The organism is Enterococcus wangshanyuanii (assembly GCF_002197645.1).
GTDB classification, from domain to species: Bacteria; Bacillota; Bacilli; order Lactobacillales; family Enterococcaceae; genus Enterococcus_L; species Enterococcus_L wangshanyuanii.
On the sequence record NZ_CP021874.1, the window covers coordinates 3,407,227 to 3,425,473 of the forward strand.

An 18,247-nucleotide genomic window follows, 5' to 3' on the forward strand; every position below is an offset into this window, starting at 1 on the left:
GGAGGAATAGAGCATATGAGTAAAAGGAAAAGAAAAACTGGAAAAGCAAAAATTAGATCAGAACCAACAAATGATTCAAATGTAGGTTTTTTTATCTCGGACAGTGCCAAGGAATTATTTGTTTCAGGATATACTCGATTGAGTGAGAATCCGGAAGTGAAAATCGCAGTGGATAAGATTGCTGACTTAGTTTCAAACATGACTATTCATTTGATGGAAAATACTCCAGAAGGCGATGTTCGAGTAAAAAATGAATTATCTCGCAAATTAGATATCAATCCATACTCTGTAATGACTAGAAAAAATTGGGTATATGCGATTGTTTATTCAATGCTGCTACCTGGTGACGGGAATAGTATTGTTTGGCCGGTAATTAAAAACGGTTTAATTGATGAATTGATACCGTTAGCTCCTTCAAAAGTCAGCTTCATTGAAGATGGGTTATCTTATAAAGTCAGTTATCAAGGAACTATTTTTGATCCGGACGAGGTTATCCATTTTGCAATCAATCCTGATCCGGAGAAACCTTGGCAAGGAACGGGATATCGCCTTACATTGAAAGATATCACTCAGAATCTTAAACAAGCGACCGCAACAAAACGGGCCTTTATGGGTTCTAAGTATATGCCAAACATCATAGTTAAGGTAGACGGGGAAACGGAAGAGTTGACCAACGAAGAAGGCAGAACGAAAATTGAAGAAATGTATTTAACACGATCAGAAACAGGAAAACCGTGGATCGTTCCAGGTGAAATGATAGAGGTGCAGCAAGTAAAACCATTGACGCTGAATGATATTGCCATTAATGATGCTGTTGAAATCGATAAAAAGACAGTTGCTGGACTTTTAGGAGTTCCGGCTTTTTTCTTAGGCGTTGGAGCCTATAACAAAGATGAATACAATAATTTCATTACAACAAAAATCATGTCGATTGCTCAAATTTTCCAACAAACATTAACTAAAAACTTGCTTGTAAATCCGAAATGGTATTTCAGGTGTAATGCTAGAAGTCTATACGCCTATGATTTAGAAGTATTAGGGAATTTAGGTATGAACCTCTATAAAATGGGGTTGGCAACTGGAAACGAAGCAAGAGGACTTGTTGATTTTGATTTCATGGAGGGACTGGACGAACTAGTCATTCTTGAAAATTATATTCCAAAAGGAATGATAGGAGATCAAAAGAAATTAGATAAAGGCGGTGAAGAGGACGAATGACCACAAGAAGTAAAGAGAGGCAAATCCGTAGTGTAGTAAGCAGTTTACAAACACGAGATAGCGAAGAAGCTGGCGAAAAGAAAATAGCCGGCTATTTTGTTGTTTTCAATTCAGAAACTGAATTATGGCCGGGCGCTTTTGAAGAAATCGTTCCGGAGGCGTGTAAAACGATTCCTGACGATGTTCGGGCTTTGTTTGATCATGATAGTTCAAAGGTTTTAGGAAGAACAAAAGCTGGAACTCTTTCGTTAACTGCTGATTCTAAAGGATTGTTTGGAGAAATCTTGATCAATGAAAATGATTCAGACGCAGTCAATTTGTATGAACGAGTAAAGCGTGGCGACATTGATCAGTGCAGCTTCGGTTTTCGTGTATTGGAGGAAGATACAGAATGGCGCGATGATGGAACAGTTAAATGGACGATCAAGGAAATTGAACTATTTGAAGTTTCTGTTGTAACTTTTCCAGCCTATGAAGATACGGAGGTTGAGGCAAGGCGCAAAGAAGTAAACGGTATGAATGAAAAAAGAAGAAATGAGCGTAAACAAAATATTAAGGAGCGGATGAAATCATGGCACTTAGACAACTATTAGTAAATAAAAAAATCAAGGAACGTAAATCTTTGTTGGATCAATTACGTTCTTCCTTCTCTGAATTAAAAAAACGGGAATCTGATTTGGAAGCAGCGATCGGAGAAGCTGAAACAGATGATGAAATCAAAGCAGTTGAAGAAGAAGTCGAGGAACTTCAAAAAGAAATTGATGAAAAAAAAGAAGAAGAAAAAGAGCTTGTCGCGGAAATTGAGGATTTAGAAACAGAGTTGAAAGAGCTAGAAGAAAAAGAACCGGAAGATGATAAAGGAAATGGAGATGTGCGATCAATGGCAAATACAGTACAAACAAGAACTCAAGATTTAGGAGACAACTATTTAACAAGAGAAGTTCTTGATTTTTATACAGAACTTCGCTCTAAATTAAAATCACGTGCAGCAGGGAATGTTTTACCAGCTGGTGGGGACAACGAAATCATCGTTCCTGACCTTGTGATGTCGAGAATTCGCGAGAGAATTGGTGATTTTACGACACTATATCCATTAGTTGATTTGGTAGTAGCTAAAGGTAGAGTAAAATTAATTCTTGATGTAGATACAAAAGAAGCAACTTGGATGGAGATGCGTGGAGTCACCTTGCCAGAAGATGACGATTCAGAATTATCAGCGGTTGAATTTGACGGATTCTTAATCGGTCGTATCGTTTATATTGATAATTCTCTATTAGATGATGCACAACCAATTCTTAATTTGGATGATTATCTTACAAAACGAATTGCTCGTTCAATCGCTAAAGGGATTGATAAGGCAATTGCAGTCGGTGAAGGAAAAGAGAAAAAACAACCAGCTGGAATCATTCCAGCAATTCCGACAGAAAATAAAGTTTTAGCAAAGCCAGCGTATGCAGAAATTATTCCTCATCTTGGTAAAATCGATACTGGTGAGGATGCAACGGGAGATATTGCAGTAGCGATGCACCGTCAAACGTACTTTGAAAGAATTGCTGCATTAACCTTACATGTCGATAGCGGCGGCAAAGATGTTGTACAGTTGCCAAACCTTAATGCACCTAACTTTTTAGGATTGCCAGTCGTGTTTAACAACTATATTCCTAAAGACAAATTGATTTTTGGAGTATTTGAAAAATACACACTTGTAGAACGAGAAGAAACAAAAATCGATTCTTCACAACATTATAAATTCCGTGACTATCAAACTGCTATTCGTGGTGTTGGTCGTTACGACGGGAAACCAGTTGAACCCGCTGCATTTGTTCAAGTTACTTTAGAAATCGAAAGTGAAGTACCAGGTGCATAAAAGGAGGGAATAGCATGTATACAGTGATTGAAAAATTTAGAGATTTACAGGATAACAATAAAATCTATGAAATAGGTGATGAATACACCGGGAAAAAATCAAAGAAACGCTTAGCAGAGCTGACGACTGAAAAAAACAAAATAGGCAAGCCGCTAATTATTTTAGAAGAAGATGATCAGGAAGAAAAGGAAACGGAAGAGTTAGAAGCGGAAGAACTGGAGGAGTAGGCATGGAAGAATTAGCTTTACCTCTACTAAAAGCGAACTTAGGTATCTCGAAAGATAATCGAGATACCTATTTACAAGCTATTCTGAAAAGTATTGTCAGTGAGCTTACCAATGAAAAAGGTCTAACGATTGATGAATCAGACAATAATCATTTAATGTTCGTTGTTGATTATGCAGCATGGCGGTATCGATCACGCGGAGAAGGTACTATGCCAAGAAATATTCAGTATCGTTTGCACAACTTGATTTTAAAGAATGGCGGTGTGAAGAAAGATGAATGAATTGACTTGGGATGATGAGGTCACCTTATTAACAGATGTTTATACGGAAGATAAACTAGGGCAGCCGATTAAAAAAACACCAAAGAAGGAAGTTGTTTGCTGCTGTAAAAGACCTATTAGTCGGTCTGATCATTGGGCTGCAGGACAAAACGGAATCAAATTGCAACAAATTTTAATTGTTCATCCTTACGAATATGACGGACAAGCCACTTTGATTTATGAAGGGGAGAAACTTCGAGTAGTTGATACATACCCAATTAATCAAGAAGAACTTGAACTGAAATGTACTCAAAAAATCGGTGATCAAAATGGCTAAAAAGTCTTATTCGCAGATTAAGCCAAATGATCTATCAAAGGCAATTCATGAAAGTTTATTAGAATACACAGAAGAGGTTCAACATGAAATTGATGAACAAGCTGAAAGAATCTCCGCTGCAGCTGCTAAACAAATAAGCGAATCCAGTCCAAAGCGGAAAGGGAAATATGCGAAAGGTTGGCGTGTGAAAAAGATTTCAGATGGTTCACGATGGCACTCGTTAAGCTATGTTGTGCATAATGCGACAGACTATCAACTCACTCATTTGTTGGAAAATGATCACGCGTTAAGAAACGGTGGCAGATCGAAACCAATTAAACATATTGCTCCAGTAGAAGAAACAGCAGTGCAAGAATTTATGACAGCTGTAGAGAAGGCGGTGAGACGATGACATTAGAAGAATTGAAAATGATTCTAGATAAAACAGGATTAAAAGTTGGTTATCGTCAATGGCCGACAGGCGAAGCCCCTGATCTTCCATATATTTTGTATTATCAAGAGGACACTGATAATTTGAAGGCTGATAATAAAACCTATTATAAACAGATCAACGTGACGATCGAGCTATATAGTAATTTGAAAAATATTCCAGCTGAAACGAAATTAGAAGCTATTTTGGATCAACATAAAATAGAATGGGATGCGTTCGAGCGATTTATAGAAGACGAACAAATGCACGAAATACTATATGAAATTATTTTGTAGGAGGAAAACGAAATGCAAGAAGAGAAAAAGAATATTGTGACCTTTGGTTTAGAAAATTGTTACTATGCGAAAGCAGTGATTGCTGCAGATGGAACAATGACCTATGAAACACCCAAACAATATCCAGGTGCAACAGAATTAAATCTCGAAGTGAATGGCGATTTAATTGAATTTGAAGCAGATAACATTATTTATTATTCTTCACCAGATAATAAAGGATATACAGGAACATTCACAGCAGCACTTGTGCCGGATGATTTCCTTGTCGATATTTTAGGGGAAGAGATCGATGATGAAGACGGAGTGCAAACAGAGCGGTCAAACAGTTCTTCAAGTCCTTTTGCTTTACTATTCCAATTTGAAGGTGATGCAAAAGCAGTTCGTCACGTTCTATATAATTGTTCGGCGAATCGACCAGGAATTGGTAGCGCAACAGGGAAAAATGTCAATACAACTGAATTGAGTTTTAACGCTACACCACGACCAAACGATAAAGCAGTAAAAACGAAAACAAAAGAAAGTACGAAACCGACTGTTTATGATAATTGGTTTACTGCAGTATATGAGAAAGTTGCGGAGGCGTAGTTTATGGAAAAAACAATAACCATTGACGGGAAACAAGTTCGGTTGAGGACGTCAGCTGCTACACCATTGCGCTATAAAATGCAATTCGGTACTGACTATTTCGCCGACTTGTTGAAACTTTCTAAAGTTTTAGGTGGAAGCGATGAAGAAAACGAGCGCAGAAAATCGGAACTAAAAGAGCTTGGCAATGACAAATTAAAATCAATGTTGAAATCAAAAAATGTTGAAGGTTATTCGAAAATGAATAAGGGACAACTTATTAAAGCAGTTCTTGAATCAGAAAAAAGTAGTGAAGCGGCTTTTGATATGGAAAAAATTTCGTTCGAAGATTTACATTATCTTGATACAATGGTGATTTACAATTTCATTTGGGTTATGGCCAAGTCAGGAGACGAGAACATTCCAGATCCTTTTACATGGCTGGATGATTTCGAAACGATGCCACTTGAAGAAATACTGCCGGAAATTGCAGAGCTCCTGGAAGCTAGCGTGCGAACTAAAAAAAAGTAAATGATGAAATGGCTTCGAGTGATGAATTACTCACAATGGAATCATTTCTTTTTATTTGCAAAGAAATCGGATTGTCAATTCAGGAAATGGAACTAATGGACATTGGACAATGTCTTGATTATATCCAAGAATGGATCGATGAAAAAACAAGTGATGATGATAGTGGTAAAAGATCAGCGAAGAAAAGAAAAGCGACTCAAGCTGACTTTGATGCATTCTAAAGGTAGGTGAAAAAATGGCGAACAAGCGTATTAATGGAATTACGATTGCATTAGATGCTGATACAAAAGGAGTCACAAGTGGTCTAAAAGATATCACAACTCGATCGACTAAAGTTTCGGGTGAATTGAAACAAGTTGAACGATTGCTGAAAATGAATCCTGGTAATACTGAACTATTGGCACAAAAGCAGCAACTATTATCAGAACAAGTTCAGAACACTAGTGATAAATTAAAAGCGTTAAAAGGTGCCCAAGCGGATGTTGAAGCGTCTTATAAAAATGGAGATATCGGTGCAGAACAGTATCGAGCTTTTCAGCGCGAACTCGCTACTACCGAAGGAGCGCTAAAAGGCTACAAGGGTCAAATAGAGAATATGCAAACGGAACAAGAAAGGCTAGGTCAAAATACTAGCCGTCTTGATTCGTTGTTCAAAGCTACAGGAACATCTATTGAGGATTATCAAGATATTTTAGGTAATAAACTTGTAAATTCTATCAAAAACGGAAAAGCCAGTTCAGATGACTTGGAAGTAGCTATCAATAAAATAGGTAAATCAGCTTTAGGTAGTGAAGTCGATCTAAAAGAAATGAAAGAATCACTTGATAAAATCGATGATGGCGATTCGATCGAGAATGTAAAAAACGAGCTTAAAGAACTTTCTTCTACTGCAGATACGACTGGCGATAGTATGGAAGGCATCGGCTCAAAGTTAAACTCCGGGAATATGATGGCAGCAGCCGAACAATTGAGTGCAGCTGGTGATAAAATCAAAGAATTCGCTGGAAAGGCTCAAGATGCGTTTCGTGAGGTAGATGATGGTGCGGATATAATCGTCACTAAAACGGGCGCATCCGCAGAAGCGATTGACAGTATGACAGAGACATATAAGAACTTAACCAATTCTTTGCCTGTTGATTCTTTTTCGGATGTCGGATCTGCTGTCGGAGAAATGAACACTCAATTCGGTTTCATGGACGATAAACTCGAAGAATCGAGTGACTACCTTTTAAAGTTTGCGAATATAAATGAAGCTGATGTCAGTTCTTCTGCAATCAATGCTAGAAAAGCCATCGAGGCATACAGTCTTACGAATGAAGATTTTAACATGGTGTTGGATGCTACGACAAAAACGGCGCAAAATACGGGTCAATCCGTCGATAACTTGTTCGATAAAGCGATCAAAGGAGCTCCACAAATCAAACAATTAGGATTAGGTTTTGGAGAAAGCGTCGCCTTGATGGGTAAGTTCGAGCAATCCGGTATTGATTCTAGTAAAATGCTTTCTTATTTATCGAAAGCTAGTGTCGTATATGCCAAAGACAATAAGTCGTTATCTCAAGGTTTAGAAGAAACAAGCAAAAAGATTAATGGTGCTGCTAATCAAACCGAAGCAATGACAATTGCTGCTGAAATCTTCGGAACTAAAGGCGCTGGCGTTATGGAAGATGCTATAAAACGTGGTTCTTTGAATTTTGAAGGATTAGCAGAAACAGTGAAAAATGTAAATGGAACAGTTGAAGACACTTTCGAGGCAACGCTTGATCCTATCGATCGTCAACAAGTAGCGATGAATAACGTTACAAATGTGATGGCTGAATTTGGTGCCATTATTGCAGAAGCTCTTGCTCCGATACTGGATGCATTGATTCCCATTATCCAAACTTTAGCTTCATGGTTTGGAGCTATGCCGGAACCAGTTAAGCAGTTTATCGTCATATTGGGCGGTCTAGTTGTTCTGTTAACCAGTATTGCTCCGTTGATTACAGCAATCATGGCTGTTGTCGGTGCCTTGGGTGCAACCGCATTAGGCCCATTGATTTTGATTATCCTCGCAGTTGTTGCAGCAATCGTTGCAGTAATTAATATTGTTAAAAATTGGGGTGCGATATCTGACTGGTTAAAAGAAAAATGGGATAGCTTTGGTAAATGGATGGGCGATTTTTGGAAAGGAATCAGTAAAGGCGCAGGAGATGCCATTGGTGGGGTAGCGAAATTCTTTACTGATAAAATGAACGGAATCGTTAAAACAGTCAATGACAAAATAAATGTCGTTAGAGGATTTTTTGACAAACTGAAACTGAAATTTCCAGAGATAACATTACCTAAGTTGCCGCATTTTAGCTTAAAAATGGGTGAAAAGACTGTTTTCGGGAAAAAAATCTCTTATCCAAATGGTCTAGATGTGAAATGGTTTGCGGATGGTGGTATTTTAACGAAACCGACGATTTTCGGCAGAAATGGCAATCAGTTGTTAGGTGGTGGCGAAGCAGGAAAAGAAGCTATTGCACCTCTTGATCAGTTAATGGGGTATATTCGAACTGCAGTAGCGGAACAGATGCAAGGTGGGTCGGGTGATGAAATTCACCTACACTTAAACGCTTATGGGAATCTACCTAAAAAAACGATGGATGAAATGGCTGAGTACTTTATGTACCGATTTACTGAACTTAAAACACAGAAGAATCCGTTTGGAAGAGGTGGGTTGTAATGACGATCATGCAAGATGGTACTTTTTGGCTTAATGGTCGACATAGTAAAGAAATTCATTCCTATATCCGTACAAGGCCGAAAAAAACGAAGGCGAAACGAGTCGTGGAACTTAAAGAAGTCGCTGGAGTAAACAGACTGATACCAGTAGACAAGGAATATTACACGAACGCAACACTATCTTTGTCTTGCTTCTATTTAGCGAAAAACAAATTTGATATCGCCGTTTTAGAAGATATAGTAACAGAGTTTATCGATACGAAAGGTGAATACGTTGAGTTTACACCATATTATGATCCTGATTTCATTTATTATGTAATCAATTCGAATGAGCCAAATTTTGAAGGGCACCGAGGTACTGGACTTGGCGTGCCTTTTTCTTTTGATTTAAGTGTTGCACCATTCAAAATGCTTATCAGAGGAAATCAAGCACAAGTATTTAACGAGCCGTTTACTTTGGAAAACCCTTTGAGATATTCTTCGGAACCATATTTTAAAATTTATGGGCAAGGAGACGTTACGATAAAAATTAATGACTACGAATTAGTTTTAAAAAGCATTGAAGAGTTCATTGAGATTGATTGTGATCAAGAAATACAAGAGGTTTATAAAGAAACGATCGATGGAATGATCAACGAAAATAGCAAAATGTATTCAAGAGAATTTCCTAAGTTTATACCAGGAGAAAATAAAATATCTTGGGTAGGAGACGTGAAAAGTGTAGTAGTGAAAGGTAGGTGGCGAACGAAAATATGACACCAACGCTATTTAAACCAAAAGAAACAAATTACGAAAATGCTGGCATTGGTTTTTTGAGTGATTGCATCAGCTGTATTGTCACTGAAGAGGAAAACGGGCAATATGAAGCAGAACTTGAATTTCCGACAAATGCGAAATATGCCGATTATTTACAAGAGTACGGTTATCAGATAAAAGCAAAGCCTAACGATGAAGATGACTATATGATTTTCGATATCTATGATCATTTTATGGATGTGTTTACTAAAACATTAACTGTAAAAGCGAAATCAAGAACAAATCGTTTGGGCAGGCGTGCTGTTGGCAATGTGGTTATATCGAATAAAACTGGTTTAGAAGCAATGAAAATGCTCGAAAACGGTATGGATGCTAGTTCGGATATCAAACTTCACTCAAATATCACAACCCGATCAAGTACTACCTTTGAAGTTACAAACCCATTGAGCTGTATCGGCGGATCGCAAGGCTCTATGTTGCAACTGTGGGGCGGGGAAATAAAACACGAACCGTTCAAACTCTCTTTATTGAAAAGGAGAGGACGGGATAATGTAACAACGGTGCGCTACGGCAAGGACCTGGAAGGTTTGACTGTAGATTTTAATTATGAAGGATTATTGACTAGGGTTTTACCATATGCCGACCTACAAAATGACCAAGGAGTAACTGAAAGGATTTACGGAAGTCCGGTTGATAGTAAATATATCGGAAATTACGAAGGAGAGATTTTTTCTAGATACATCCAATTTACAGAAGATCAAGGAGTGACAGATAAATCTAGTCTCAACAAAGTAGCGAAGAACTATTTTACTTCAATGAATCCGGGAGTTGATAAGCCGTCATGTCAGTTAAAAGTGAATGTCCGTAAACTTGAAGAGAATTCAAAAACAAAAAAATTCGCCAGTTTCCGAAAGCTTTCGCTGTGCGATACATTCACAGTTATTCACCAAAAGACAAAAGTCGATATTACAGCTAAAGTCCGATCAATCAAATATGATAGTTTACTTGAAAAAGTCGTGGAAATTTCGGCCGGTGACGAGCGATTTACTTTTTTTGAAGATCAAGTAAAAAAATTAGAAGAAACAATGAAAACAATGCCGACGAAGCAATATGCTAGTTCGTTTGTTGATTACATTACTGATTTAATAAACGGTGTGGATGGAGGTGCAGTATATCAATACCCTAAAAATAGACCATATGCCACTTATTATTTAGATACAGATTCAATCGAGACTGCAAAAGATGTTATTGTGATAAACAGCCAAGGTATTGGTTTTTCTAGAAAAGGCTGGAAGGGACCTTTTGAATATGGTTGGACAATTGATGGTATTTTAAATGCAAGCTTTATCAAGTCTGGAATTTTAGAAGGGATCATGTTCCGAACTTCTTTTGAAGAAAGTTTCACTGGGGTCGAGATCGAAAAAGGTAGAATTAACTTTATTGGTTGGGACGGAAAAACTAAAATAGGAAGAATTACCCCTGTAAGTAGTAAAGATGCGGAAGGGATAAGTGTAATTTTAGAAAAAGGGAACTTTTTTATGCTAACTGACGGCGACGGCGCGAAAGTATTGGAAATTCCGTACAATTCAAAAAGAGATGCAGAATTGTTAAATACTTACGGGACGTTGACTCACGATGGAGATTTACATGTTAAAGGTGATTTGTACATCGAAAAAGGAAAACTGTTTATCGATGGACAAGAGGTTAAACCGGGAGGAAATGGCAGCGGTGGAGGTGGAGGCGGCGGAGTGCCACCCGAACTGACGACGGACCAAGAAAAAAACGCTTGGGCAATATGGCAATTCTTCAAGGAAAAAGGATGGTCGATTGAATCGATTGCCGGAATGTTGGGGAATATGCAATCAGAATCAGGGATCATGCCGGATATTGACGAAATTAGCGGTGGCGGTGGATATGGTCTTGTGCAATGGACACCTAAATCTAAGCTTGTTGACTGGTGTAATGAACGCGGACTTGACTATCGAACGTTAGATGCGCAATGTCAAAGAATTCAATGGGAAATGGAAAATAATGTTCAGTGGTTCCCTAACTACGAACGACCGGACTTAGCAAATATTTCTTTCAGAGAATTTACACAGTTGAAAGATGTAAAACTTGCTGCTGATTACTTTATTGCATTTTACGAACATCCGAAAGATGTCAATCAACCAATCCGCGGAACTCAAGCGCAATATTGGTATGACAAGTTGAAGGATTTGAAACCGCCAACCGCTGGATGGCTTTCACCAGTTAGAGCAAATTATGTAGTCACGCAAGAATGGGATGAACCAGATTACAATAGCGGAGGTGCTGCAGGCATTCACGGCGGCATTGATTTGGCTTCTGTTCCAGCTGGTAGCACACCCGATATTTATGCGGCCAATTCAGGAACCATCATGACCGTAGGGAACAACCCTGCTTTAGAAGGAAATTACATCATGATCGATCATGGTAACAGCTACTACACTTACTATGGACATTTGAGCAGTGTAAACGTCAAACAAGGGGATAAGGTAACCAATGCTACTGTTATTGGTGTAATGGGGACTACGGGAGCTTCCACAGGTGTTCATTTGCACTTCGAAGTTCGAAGAGGCGGTTCAACTGCGACATCAAGAATCAATCCACGTGATGTTATTACATTTTAAAAGAAAGGAAAATGCACATGTCAAAATGGGCGGGTACATTAAGTACAACGGAACCATACAATCATTTAAGTGTTATGCAGGTGAGACAAGGCAATGAGAATAGTGAAATATTTGATTTTAAAGTGGTGCGAAATAGTGTGCCATATGATCTCACGTGCGCAAGGGTACTTTTTTGTACAAAATTCAAACCACACATTTTAGTTGAAAAAGAAGCAACTGTGTTGAAGCCCAAAGAAGGGCTTTTTCAATTTGTGATGGATGATGACTGTATGCAAAGGGTTGGTGATCAAGAGGGATACTTCGAAATCTACGAAGACGGCGTTCTGTTAGACACTACCCAAAATTTCGTATATACGATTCAATCGTCGATCCTGAAAATGGAAATGAATGGAGAATCCTATATTCAGCGTTTGGAAGACCTGCTAAATCAATTAAATGATTCTTTCGCAAACGGAAATGCAGAATTTGAGAAAGAACTTGAATATTGGCGACAATACGTCGCTGACAACAAAGAGCTTTTAGAATCGATCGATCCAGGAGGCGCACTGCTCAACCGAATAAACGAGCTGCAGAAGCAACAAGAAGAATTAAACGGCACACTACAAACAAATGCAGCGTTGCAAATCGGAGGGGAAACACCAAGACCTGTTTTTTCTTCTGCTCTAAATTTGTTGCGACAAAAAATCGATCGAACCAAATTTAATGTACTGCATATGACCGATATTCACACGGACTATGGCCACGGACGGACATCATGGAAATACGCTGATATGTTTTGGTCGCATATAACCAACATGCAGTCTTTACAAGACTTAGCGGATGTAGCGATTTACAACGGCGACAATGCAGATTGTTACATTAAAGATAAAGATATTTCAGAACAACAACAACGGAAATTCGGCATTAAAGCAATACGATCTGCCGCCATTCCAACGTTTGTAAATCTGGGCAACCACGACAACGGATCGCCACCGTTTAAACGTGATATCGGTAAAGTCATGCCAGGTGACATTATCACCAACGAAGAGTTCAAAGATTTCTACGAAACGAAAACAAAATTGTTTGACGAAGTAAGAAACGGCGATAGCTTGTATTTTTACAAAGACTTCGAAGACAAGAAAATCCGTGTTATCGGTTTGAACACAAACGACAATAACCAAAGCGTGTTTAATTCTGATGGAACATACAAATACGGATCGCACGATCATTTCGCTATGCAGCAGGAGCAACTTAAATGGCTGGCGAACGAAGCGCTAAAAGTACCTAACGATTACCATGTCATCGTATTTGGTCATTGCCCGTTGCATGAAACGATTTTTGACAACAGAGAATGTGCTATAAAAATTCTTGAAGCCTTTAAGCTCGGAACGACTGTGCCAATCAAAAGCGTTTATCCTGATCATGAGGTCGATTTTACAGCAAGCTTCATTAACCAAGGACCGGGTAACTTAGTCGGTTATATTTGCGGACATTGGCATGATGAAGGATTTAATCAAATCGGCGAAAGTATCAAATTTACACAAATGCGCTGCTTAAATGGTGGCTTTAGTGATCCAGCATTAATTGACACACCTCAAGAAGATTGTTGGTCTGTCTTATCTGTAGATACTGCAGCTAAAAAAGTAGATGTATTTGGTTTCGGTCGGGCAACCAATCGATCATTTACGTATTAGGGAGGCGATGAAAAATGAAATTTGATATAAAAGAATTGAACCTGCTTCCTACAGTAAAAAAACTAATTCTATTGTTAGAGAATCACATCGGGTCGAATGAGCTGGAAGCTCACAAGCCGGCGAATGAACATACAAACGGCTTCGCTACGCCGGAAGTGTTCAAAGGGGCTAAAAATATTAGACTCCAAGGTGCATTAAGGCAATACAATTCTGTTTTTGATATTCCGCCTGGGCTGTATGAGACATACGCCGATTTCAGCGGATTGCCGGGAGGATTGAGCAATACGGGTGCTTTCATCCATTTAAGAATAGAAGTAGGTGGTGGAGCTAGAAAACAAATATGGTTAACCGAAGGATATGAAGGTCGATTATGGTATTACACGATGCACACAGACGGCTCTTCATACAATCCGGAAGGTTGGACATATCTTCCGCGGATTCAGGAAGTTTGGGCTGGCACAGCAAAAAATGCAGGGGATATTATTACACTAAATCAGCACATGACGCATTTTAAAACTATTAGAGTGTGGTATGAGCTTGACGATGGGATATCAAGAATTTGCCAAGAATTCGAATCAAATCAATCATTTAACTTGCGTGAGTTTGATGTGTTTAACGGATCAGCTGGAGCTATCCTATTTGAAATCCGCATTACTAGGAATTCGCATACTCAACTAACAGTCACACAAAACAAAGGTCTTGATCTTGGGACAATGAAAGATATAACTAGTAATTTGAGAATAAGAAAAATAGAAGGAGTGGCTTAAATGAGTACAAACTACTTTAAACAGGAAATAGTCACTCCGGATGCAGCAATCACCAACGGCGCTCACAAGAGACAAACTCTTGAGAGTGTCGTTTATTCATATGACAACAATGTATCTAAGCTGATCATTCCGGTTGCGACTCCTAAAATCTTTGAACTAGATTTTGAAGATATCGAAACAATCAAGGTACTTTTAACTGTTACGCAAGATGGGGTAGTCAAGAAAATTGAAGATACAGCTACCATCGAAGCTAGTCACCGTAGGCGAATATCTTATATCATTACGGATCGATTGAAGGGGTATGCTGGAAGAGTGATCATGAATGTCTATCTCGATTTAAAGAATGGCCAACAAATCGATTTAGCCGAGTATGGTTTTACAATGGTACGTTCTGCGATCGATCAGGATATCCCGAAAATAGAGGAATTCTATTTCAAATCATTAGACGATGTGATTATATCTTTACAAATAAAAGTAGATCAAGAACTTGAAAGTCTGACCAATGGACTATCAGGAGTCAACGAGGGATTGGCAACAGCTGCAGACACGATGAATCAGTTAATGGTAAAGGTAGATGATAATCAACAAAAAATCATTAATCAAGATATTGTGACCATTAGTGATCTATCGAGTATTTTTAGCGGTAAGGAAATTCTTATACAAACGGCCGCAAACTTTATCAATAAGGTATCAGCTAGTGTTGTCGAGAATCCTCATAGAATGTTTTCAAATATGGGGAAAGATACGTTAAATCCTAACCAATTTGATTACGAAATAGGTTCAACATCCTATTCCGATTCAGCAGAGTTAGATAATAAAATTTATACAACGGAAACGAAAGTTGCAGATCAAAAAAGACAAGTTTGCAGCAGGTTTGATTTAATCGCAGATATTGAGTATAAGAATCCTGGTCTATTTGAATCTTTAGGAGCAACAACACTGGCTCAAAAAGTTGTCACTGCAAGAAAGCTAGTCGATGGAACGATTCGACCTGTTGCTTATGTCAGCGGTAGCGGAGCAAGTTCTACCACACCAGGGACGTCTCGCTACCAAGTTAATTTACAGATATACGGAACGACTTGGCACGGTGGAGCCACAAACACCACGAATAAGATCGCTATGTTAGAGTATAAAAACCAAACAGGGCAACGAATACAAGACGATGGGTGTGTGTATGTTGTTTTATATGCGCCGCCTAGTGATGGAACTGCACCTAGTGTGGTTAATATTGATCAGGTTTATCTTGAATATCGGATCAAATTCAAGATGTCCGATTTGTATGTTAAAAAAAGTGAGTTTGATGCGTTGACCGCAAGAGTAACGGCGCTAGAAAGTAAGGTGAAGTAATGGAATTTAATAAAGGATTTAGGAATGGTTGCTTGTTGGCCGTTCCTTTTTGGGTACTCATGTTTATTGCAGCAAGAATAATTTTTGGAAAGTAGGAGAAAGAATGAACGAGATTTTAGAATTAGTAAGAGATCAACTTACAAAAATGGGGAGAGATAACAGCTGGTTCTTTGGCATCATGGGAGCAGCTGTATTGTCTATTCCACAGTGGGTGTTTTCGGATGAGTGGACGGTGTCGCATACGGTATTGATTGGGTTGTTATTAGCTGTTTTGGTGTTGGACTGGATCACCGGGCGGATGCTAGCCCAACGATCAAATGTTGTTCGTAAAAAGACAGAGGTTGTCATTGATTCACTTATTAGAGATGGTCTAATCTTCCTCGTGTGTGGTATTTGCTACTGCATCGATTTTTTGATCGGCACACATTCAGTTATTTTTACAGTTTTTACTGCAGCGTTTATTTATCATAATTTTTCTTCCTTTGTTGCAAATGCAACAGTGTTGGGCTGGGAGAAAAACTATCCAATGTGGCTTTTTAATTTGAGTTTGAAGTGGCTGCATGATGAAGTGTATGCAAAGATGGACAAATATTTTCCTGATCGAAAGGATGAAAAACATGAGTAAAGAAATCGTCAAAAATGAAGTTGTAAAAGTAGTTGCTGAAATGGCAAAACGAGAAGTACCAAATGAAGTGAAGAAAAGGACCGCTGTAGCAACAATCAATCGTTTCTTGAATGAGAACAAGGATTTATCTCTGTCTGATAAAGAAATCGATGATCTGATTGAGGAGGTTGTTTCTGATGGCAGCGAATGACAAACAACTTGTACTTTGGTTTGATGTTCGAAAAGGAATGTTGACCTATTCGATGTACGGGTCACGTAATGGAACGGATGGAACTGCAGATTGTTCCGGATCAATCACACAAGCTATTAAGGATGCAGGCGGGAAACCTTATGCGTATTTGTATAGCACTGTTACACTTGAACCATATCTAAAGGAAAACGACTATGAGCGAATCGCAGTTAACCAGGAATGGAATGCTCAAGTAGGCGACATTGTTATGATGAGTTGGGGACGTAGTATGGCTGATAGCGCCGGAGCTGGCGGCCACGTCGGAACAATGAAAAATGCAAATGATTTTATCAGTGTAGACTATTGGACTGGCGGCCAACAAGGAACTGCAGTATCTGAACATAATATCGATCATTACTTGGCAACTAACCAACCTAGCTATTTTGAAGTATGGCGATTAAAGACAAGTAGTAGTAGCAACAACAATAATAGTAATGAAAATATAAACACAGAAACACCAACACAAAATTTAGGAGATGACGAAATGTATATTTACGAAGTGACACGAAAAAATGGTAAAACAGAGATTTGGTTTATGAATGGTTTGACTCGTTGGTATTTACCAACGAATGAAGCAGTAGCAACTGCAGAAGCACAGCTAAAAAAATATGGACGTTCAACAGCACGTATGCGATTTAATCATGACAACTACCAATTAAAACAATTGGAAAAATCCTCAAAAGAAATCAAATAAAGGAATCGATTTCTTGCAATTTGAATATTAGGGTAGTATATTTAAGTCATACCAACAACAACCCTAACTTAACACTTTTTCATTTTCCCTTTTGGGAATAACTCCTTTAACTCCTATCTCTCACGAGGTAGGAGTTTTTTGTTTATATAATTATATGTTCTAATTGCTATTAACCAAGTGGTAATCCAGTCCCGTCTGAAAGTGATGTTCATTTTACGCAAAGAATGCAGGAATGCGGAAAAATGATGGGAATCGAAGTGCTTGATCATATCATTATCGGAGAACAATCTTACGTCAGTATGAGAGAAGAAAATTTTTTCGCTGCAGACTAATTAGAATTCTTGCAAAAATAAAGGTTCGCATGTACAATGTATGTGTAATCTTGTTTGGGGCATATAGAAGTTTTTATTAAAAAACCCTCTATCGTACACGGGCAATGTTACAATATTTAGTGCTTAAGCACGAGGAGGAACAAAGAATGGAACAAGGAACAGTAAAATGGTTTAATGCAGAAAAAGGGTTTGGATTTATCTCTCGCGAAGACGGAAGCGACGTATTCGTACACTTCTCAGCTATCCAAGGAGACGGATTCAAAACTTTAGAAGAAGGTCAATCAGTAAGCTTCGATGTTGAAGATTCAGATCGTGGACCTCAAGCAGTTAACGTAGAAAAAAACTAATTCATCCATTCCAAAACATCTGACGAAAGTCGGATGTTTTTTTGTTGTGATTCCCTTGTAAAATATAAAGTCAGAAGTTGTTGGGGATAGAATAAAAATGTACAACAAAAAAGGCATCTGTGATTATCCATCCACTAGATGCCTTTAGATCGTATTAGAACTTGAATCGCTCATTTAGGTTGTAACTCCTTAAATAGATTTTTTCAATTTCTTTACTGCTTGTGTAATTGTGATACCATAAGCTACATTTGTTTGGTTATTTGCATCGATAGCCATAAACAAATTCTTCTCTGTATCAAGTGCTACACGGTATTTTAATACTTTATTACCAAATGTCATAGTTCATTCTCCTTTCGTAATTCTTTGAAAGGCGGCGATATCTGATAACGAAATTCCACGATTACTATATCA

The 18,247-nt window shown here is 38.3% G+C and carries 22 protein-coding genes and 1 pseudogene; 22 read left to right on the plus strand and 1 reads right to left on the minus strand.

What is annotated here, in order from left to right; translation table 11 throughout:
- The first annotated feature begins 15 nt into the window (after window positions 1–15).
- From CC204_RS16945 to CC204_RS17050, 22 genes and pseudogenes are all read left to right on the plus strand, one after another.
- On the plus strand, window positions 16–1,218 hold the full coding sequence (locus CC204_RS16945; protein WP_088271255.1) for a phage portal protein: 1,203 nt from the start codon (window positions 16–18) through the stop codon (window positions 1,216–1,218).
- A complete protein-coding gene (locus CC204_RS16950) occupies window positions 1,215–1,811 on the plus strand; it encodes an HK97 family phage prohead protease (protein ID WP_088271256.1) in 597 nt (198 codons plus the stop codon). Before CC204_RS16945 ends, CC204_RS16950 begins: the two co-directional genes overlap by 4 nt.
- On the plus strand, window positions 1,790–3,085 hold the full coding sequence (locus CC204_RS16955) for a phage major capsid protein (RefSeq protein WP_088271257.1): 1,296 nt from the start codon (window positions 1,790–1,792) through the stop codon (window positions 3,083–3,085). The genes CC204_RS16950 and CC204_RS16955 overlap by 22 nt, the downstream gene beginning before the upstream one ends.
- Before the next feature lie 14 nt (window positions 3,086–3,099).
- A complete protein-coding gene (locus tag CC204_RS16960; RefSeq protein ID WP_088271258.1) occupies window positions 3,100–3,312 on the plus strand; it encodes a hypothetical protein in 213 nt (70 codons plus the stop codon).
- Window positions 3,313–3,314: 2 nt separating this feature from the next.
- Window positions 3,315–3,593 carry a phage head-tail connector protein gene (locus CC204_RS16965; protein ID WP_088271259.1) on the plus strand — a complete coding sequence of 93 codons (279 nt, stop codon included), beginning with the start codon at window positions 3,315–3,317 and terminating at the stop codon, window positions 3,591–3,593.
- Window positions 3,586–3,909 carry a phage head closure protein gene (locus tag CC204_RS16970; RefSeq protein WP_227011188.1) on the plus strand — a complete coding sequence of 108 codons (324 nt, stop codon included), beginning with the start codon at window positions 3,586–3,588 and terminating at the stop codon, window positions 3,907–3,909. Before CC204_RS16965 ends, CC204_RS16970 begins: the two co-directional genes overlap by 8 nt.
- On the plus strand, window positions 3,902–4,300 hold the full coding sequence (locus CC204_RS16975) for an HK97 gp10 family phage protein (RefSeq protein ID WP_088271260.1): 399 nt from the start codon (window positions 3,902–3,904) through the stop codon (window positions 4,298–4,300). Before CC204_RS16970 ends, CC204_RS16975 begins: the two co-directional genes overlap by 8 nt.
- Window positions 4,297–4,614: a hypothetical protein gene (locus CC204_RS16980; RefSeq protein WP_088271261.1), complete on the plus strand. Its 318-nt coding sequence runs from the start codon at window positions 4,297–4,299 to the stop codon at window positions 4,612–4,614. The genes CC204_RS16975 and CC204_RS16980 overlap by 4 nt, the downstream gene beginning before the upstream one ends.
- Before the next feature lie 12 nt (window positions 4,615–4,626).
- Window positions 4,627–5,199, plus strand: a complete 573-nt coding sequence (locus CC204_RS16985) for a major tail protein (protein ID WP_088271262.1) — start codon at window positions 4,627–4,629, stop codon at window positions 5,197–5,199.
- 3 nt (window positions 5,200–5,202) lie between these two features.
- Window positions 5,203–5,709 carry a hypothetical protein gene (locus CC204_RS16990; RefSeq protein ID WP_088271263.1) on the plus strand — a complete coding sequence of 169 codons (507 nt, stop codon included), beginning with the start codon at window positions 5,203–5,205 and terminating at the stop codon, window positions 5,707–5,709.
- A gap of 95 nt (window positions 5,710–5,804) precedes the next feature.
- On the plus strand, window positions 5,805–5,930 hold the full coding sequence (locus CC204_RS21720) for a hypothetical protein (RefSeq protein ID WP_257790119.1): 126 nt from the start codon (window positions 5,805–5,807) through the stop codon (window positions 5,928–5,930).
- Window positions 5,931–5,944: 14 nt separating this feature from the next.
- On the plus strand, window positions 5,945–8,419 hold the full coding sequence (locus tag CC204_RS17000) for a phage tail tape measure protein (RefSeq protein WP_088271265.1): 2,475 nt from the start codon (window positions 5,945–5,947) through the stop codon (window positions 8,417–8,419).
- On the plus strand, window positions 8,419–9,174 hold the full coding sequence (locus tag CC204_RS17005) for a phage tail protein (RefSeq protein ID WP_088271266.1): 756 nt from the start codon (window positions 8,419–8,421) through the stop codon (window positions 9,172–9,174). Before CC204_RS17000 ends, CC204_RS17005 begins: the two co-directional genes overlap by 1 nt.
- Window positions 9,156–11,822 (plus strand): phage tail spike protein, encoded by a 2,667-nt coding sequence (locus CC204_RS17010; protein ID WP_227011189.1) that lies wholly within the window; start codon window positions 9,156–9,158, stop codon window positions 11,820–11,822. The genes CC204_RS17005 and CC204_RS17010 overlap by 19 nt, the downstream gene beginning before the upstream one ends.
- 17 nt (window positions 11,823–11,839) lie before the next feature.
- Entirely contained in the window at window positions 11,840–13,495 is a 1,656-nt protein-coding gene (locus CC204_RS17015; RefSeq protein WP_162288364.1) for a BppU family phage baseplate upper protein, read from the plus strand.
- Between the two features lie 14 nt (window positions 13,496–13,509).
- Window positions 13,510–14,262, plus strand: a complete 753-nt coding sequence (locus CC204_RS17020) for a hypothetical protein (RefSeq protein ID WP_088269947.1) — start codon at window positions 13,510–13,512, stop codon at window positions 14,260–14,262.
- Entirely contained in the window at window positions 14,263–15,609 is a 1,347-nt protein-coding gene (locus CC204_RS17025) for a BppU family phage baseplate upper protein (protein ID WP_088271269.1), read from the plus strand.
- A gap of 103 nt (window positions 15,610–15,712) precedes the next feature.
- Window positions 15,713–16,234, plus strand: coding sequence for a phage holin family protein (locus CC204_RS17030; RefSeq protein WP_088269057.1), 522 nt, complete (start codon window positions 15,713–15,715; stop codon window positions 16,232–16,234).
- Window positions 16,227–16,424: a phage holin, LLH family gene (locus CC204_RS17035; protein ID WP_157894316.1), complete on the plus strand. Its 198-nt coding sequence runs from the start codon at window positions 16,227–16,229 to the stop codon at window positions 16,422–16,424. The genes CC204_RS17030 and CC204_RS17035 overlap by 8 nt, the downstream gene beginning before the upstream one ends.
- Window positions 16,411–17,157: a peptidoglycan amidohydrolase family protein gene (locus CC204_RS17040; protein ID WP_088271271.1), complete on the plus strand. Its 747-nt coding sequence runs from the start codon at window positions 16,411–16,413 to the stop codon at window positions 17,155–17,157. The genes CC204_RS17035 and CC204_RS17040 overlap by 14 nt, the downstream gene beginning before the upstream one ends.
- Window positions 17,158–17,330: 173 nt before the next feature.
- Window positions 17,331–17,489, plus strand: a pseudogene (locus CC204_RS17045) (JAB domain-containing protein); the annotation flags it as partial.
- Window positions 17,490–17,635: 146 nt separating this feature from the next.
- On the plus strand, window positions 17,636–17,836 hold the full coding sequence (locus CC204_RS17050) for a cold-shock protein (protein ID WP_069636133.1): 201 nt from the start codon (window positions 17,636–17,638) through the stop codon (window positions 17,834–17,836).
- 189 nt (window positions 17,837–18,025) lie between these two features.
- Here CC204_RS17050 and CC204_RS21420 read toward each other — a convergent pair whose 3' ends face one another.
- Complete coding sequence (locus CC204_RS21420; protein ID WP_088271272.1) at window positions 18,026–18,175, minus strand: hypothetical protein; 150 nt, start codon at window positions 18,173–18,175, stop codon at window positions 18,026–18,028.
- Window positions 18,176–18,247: the final 72 nt, after the last annotated feature.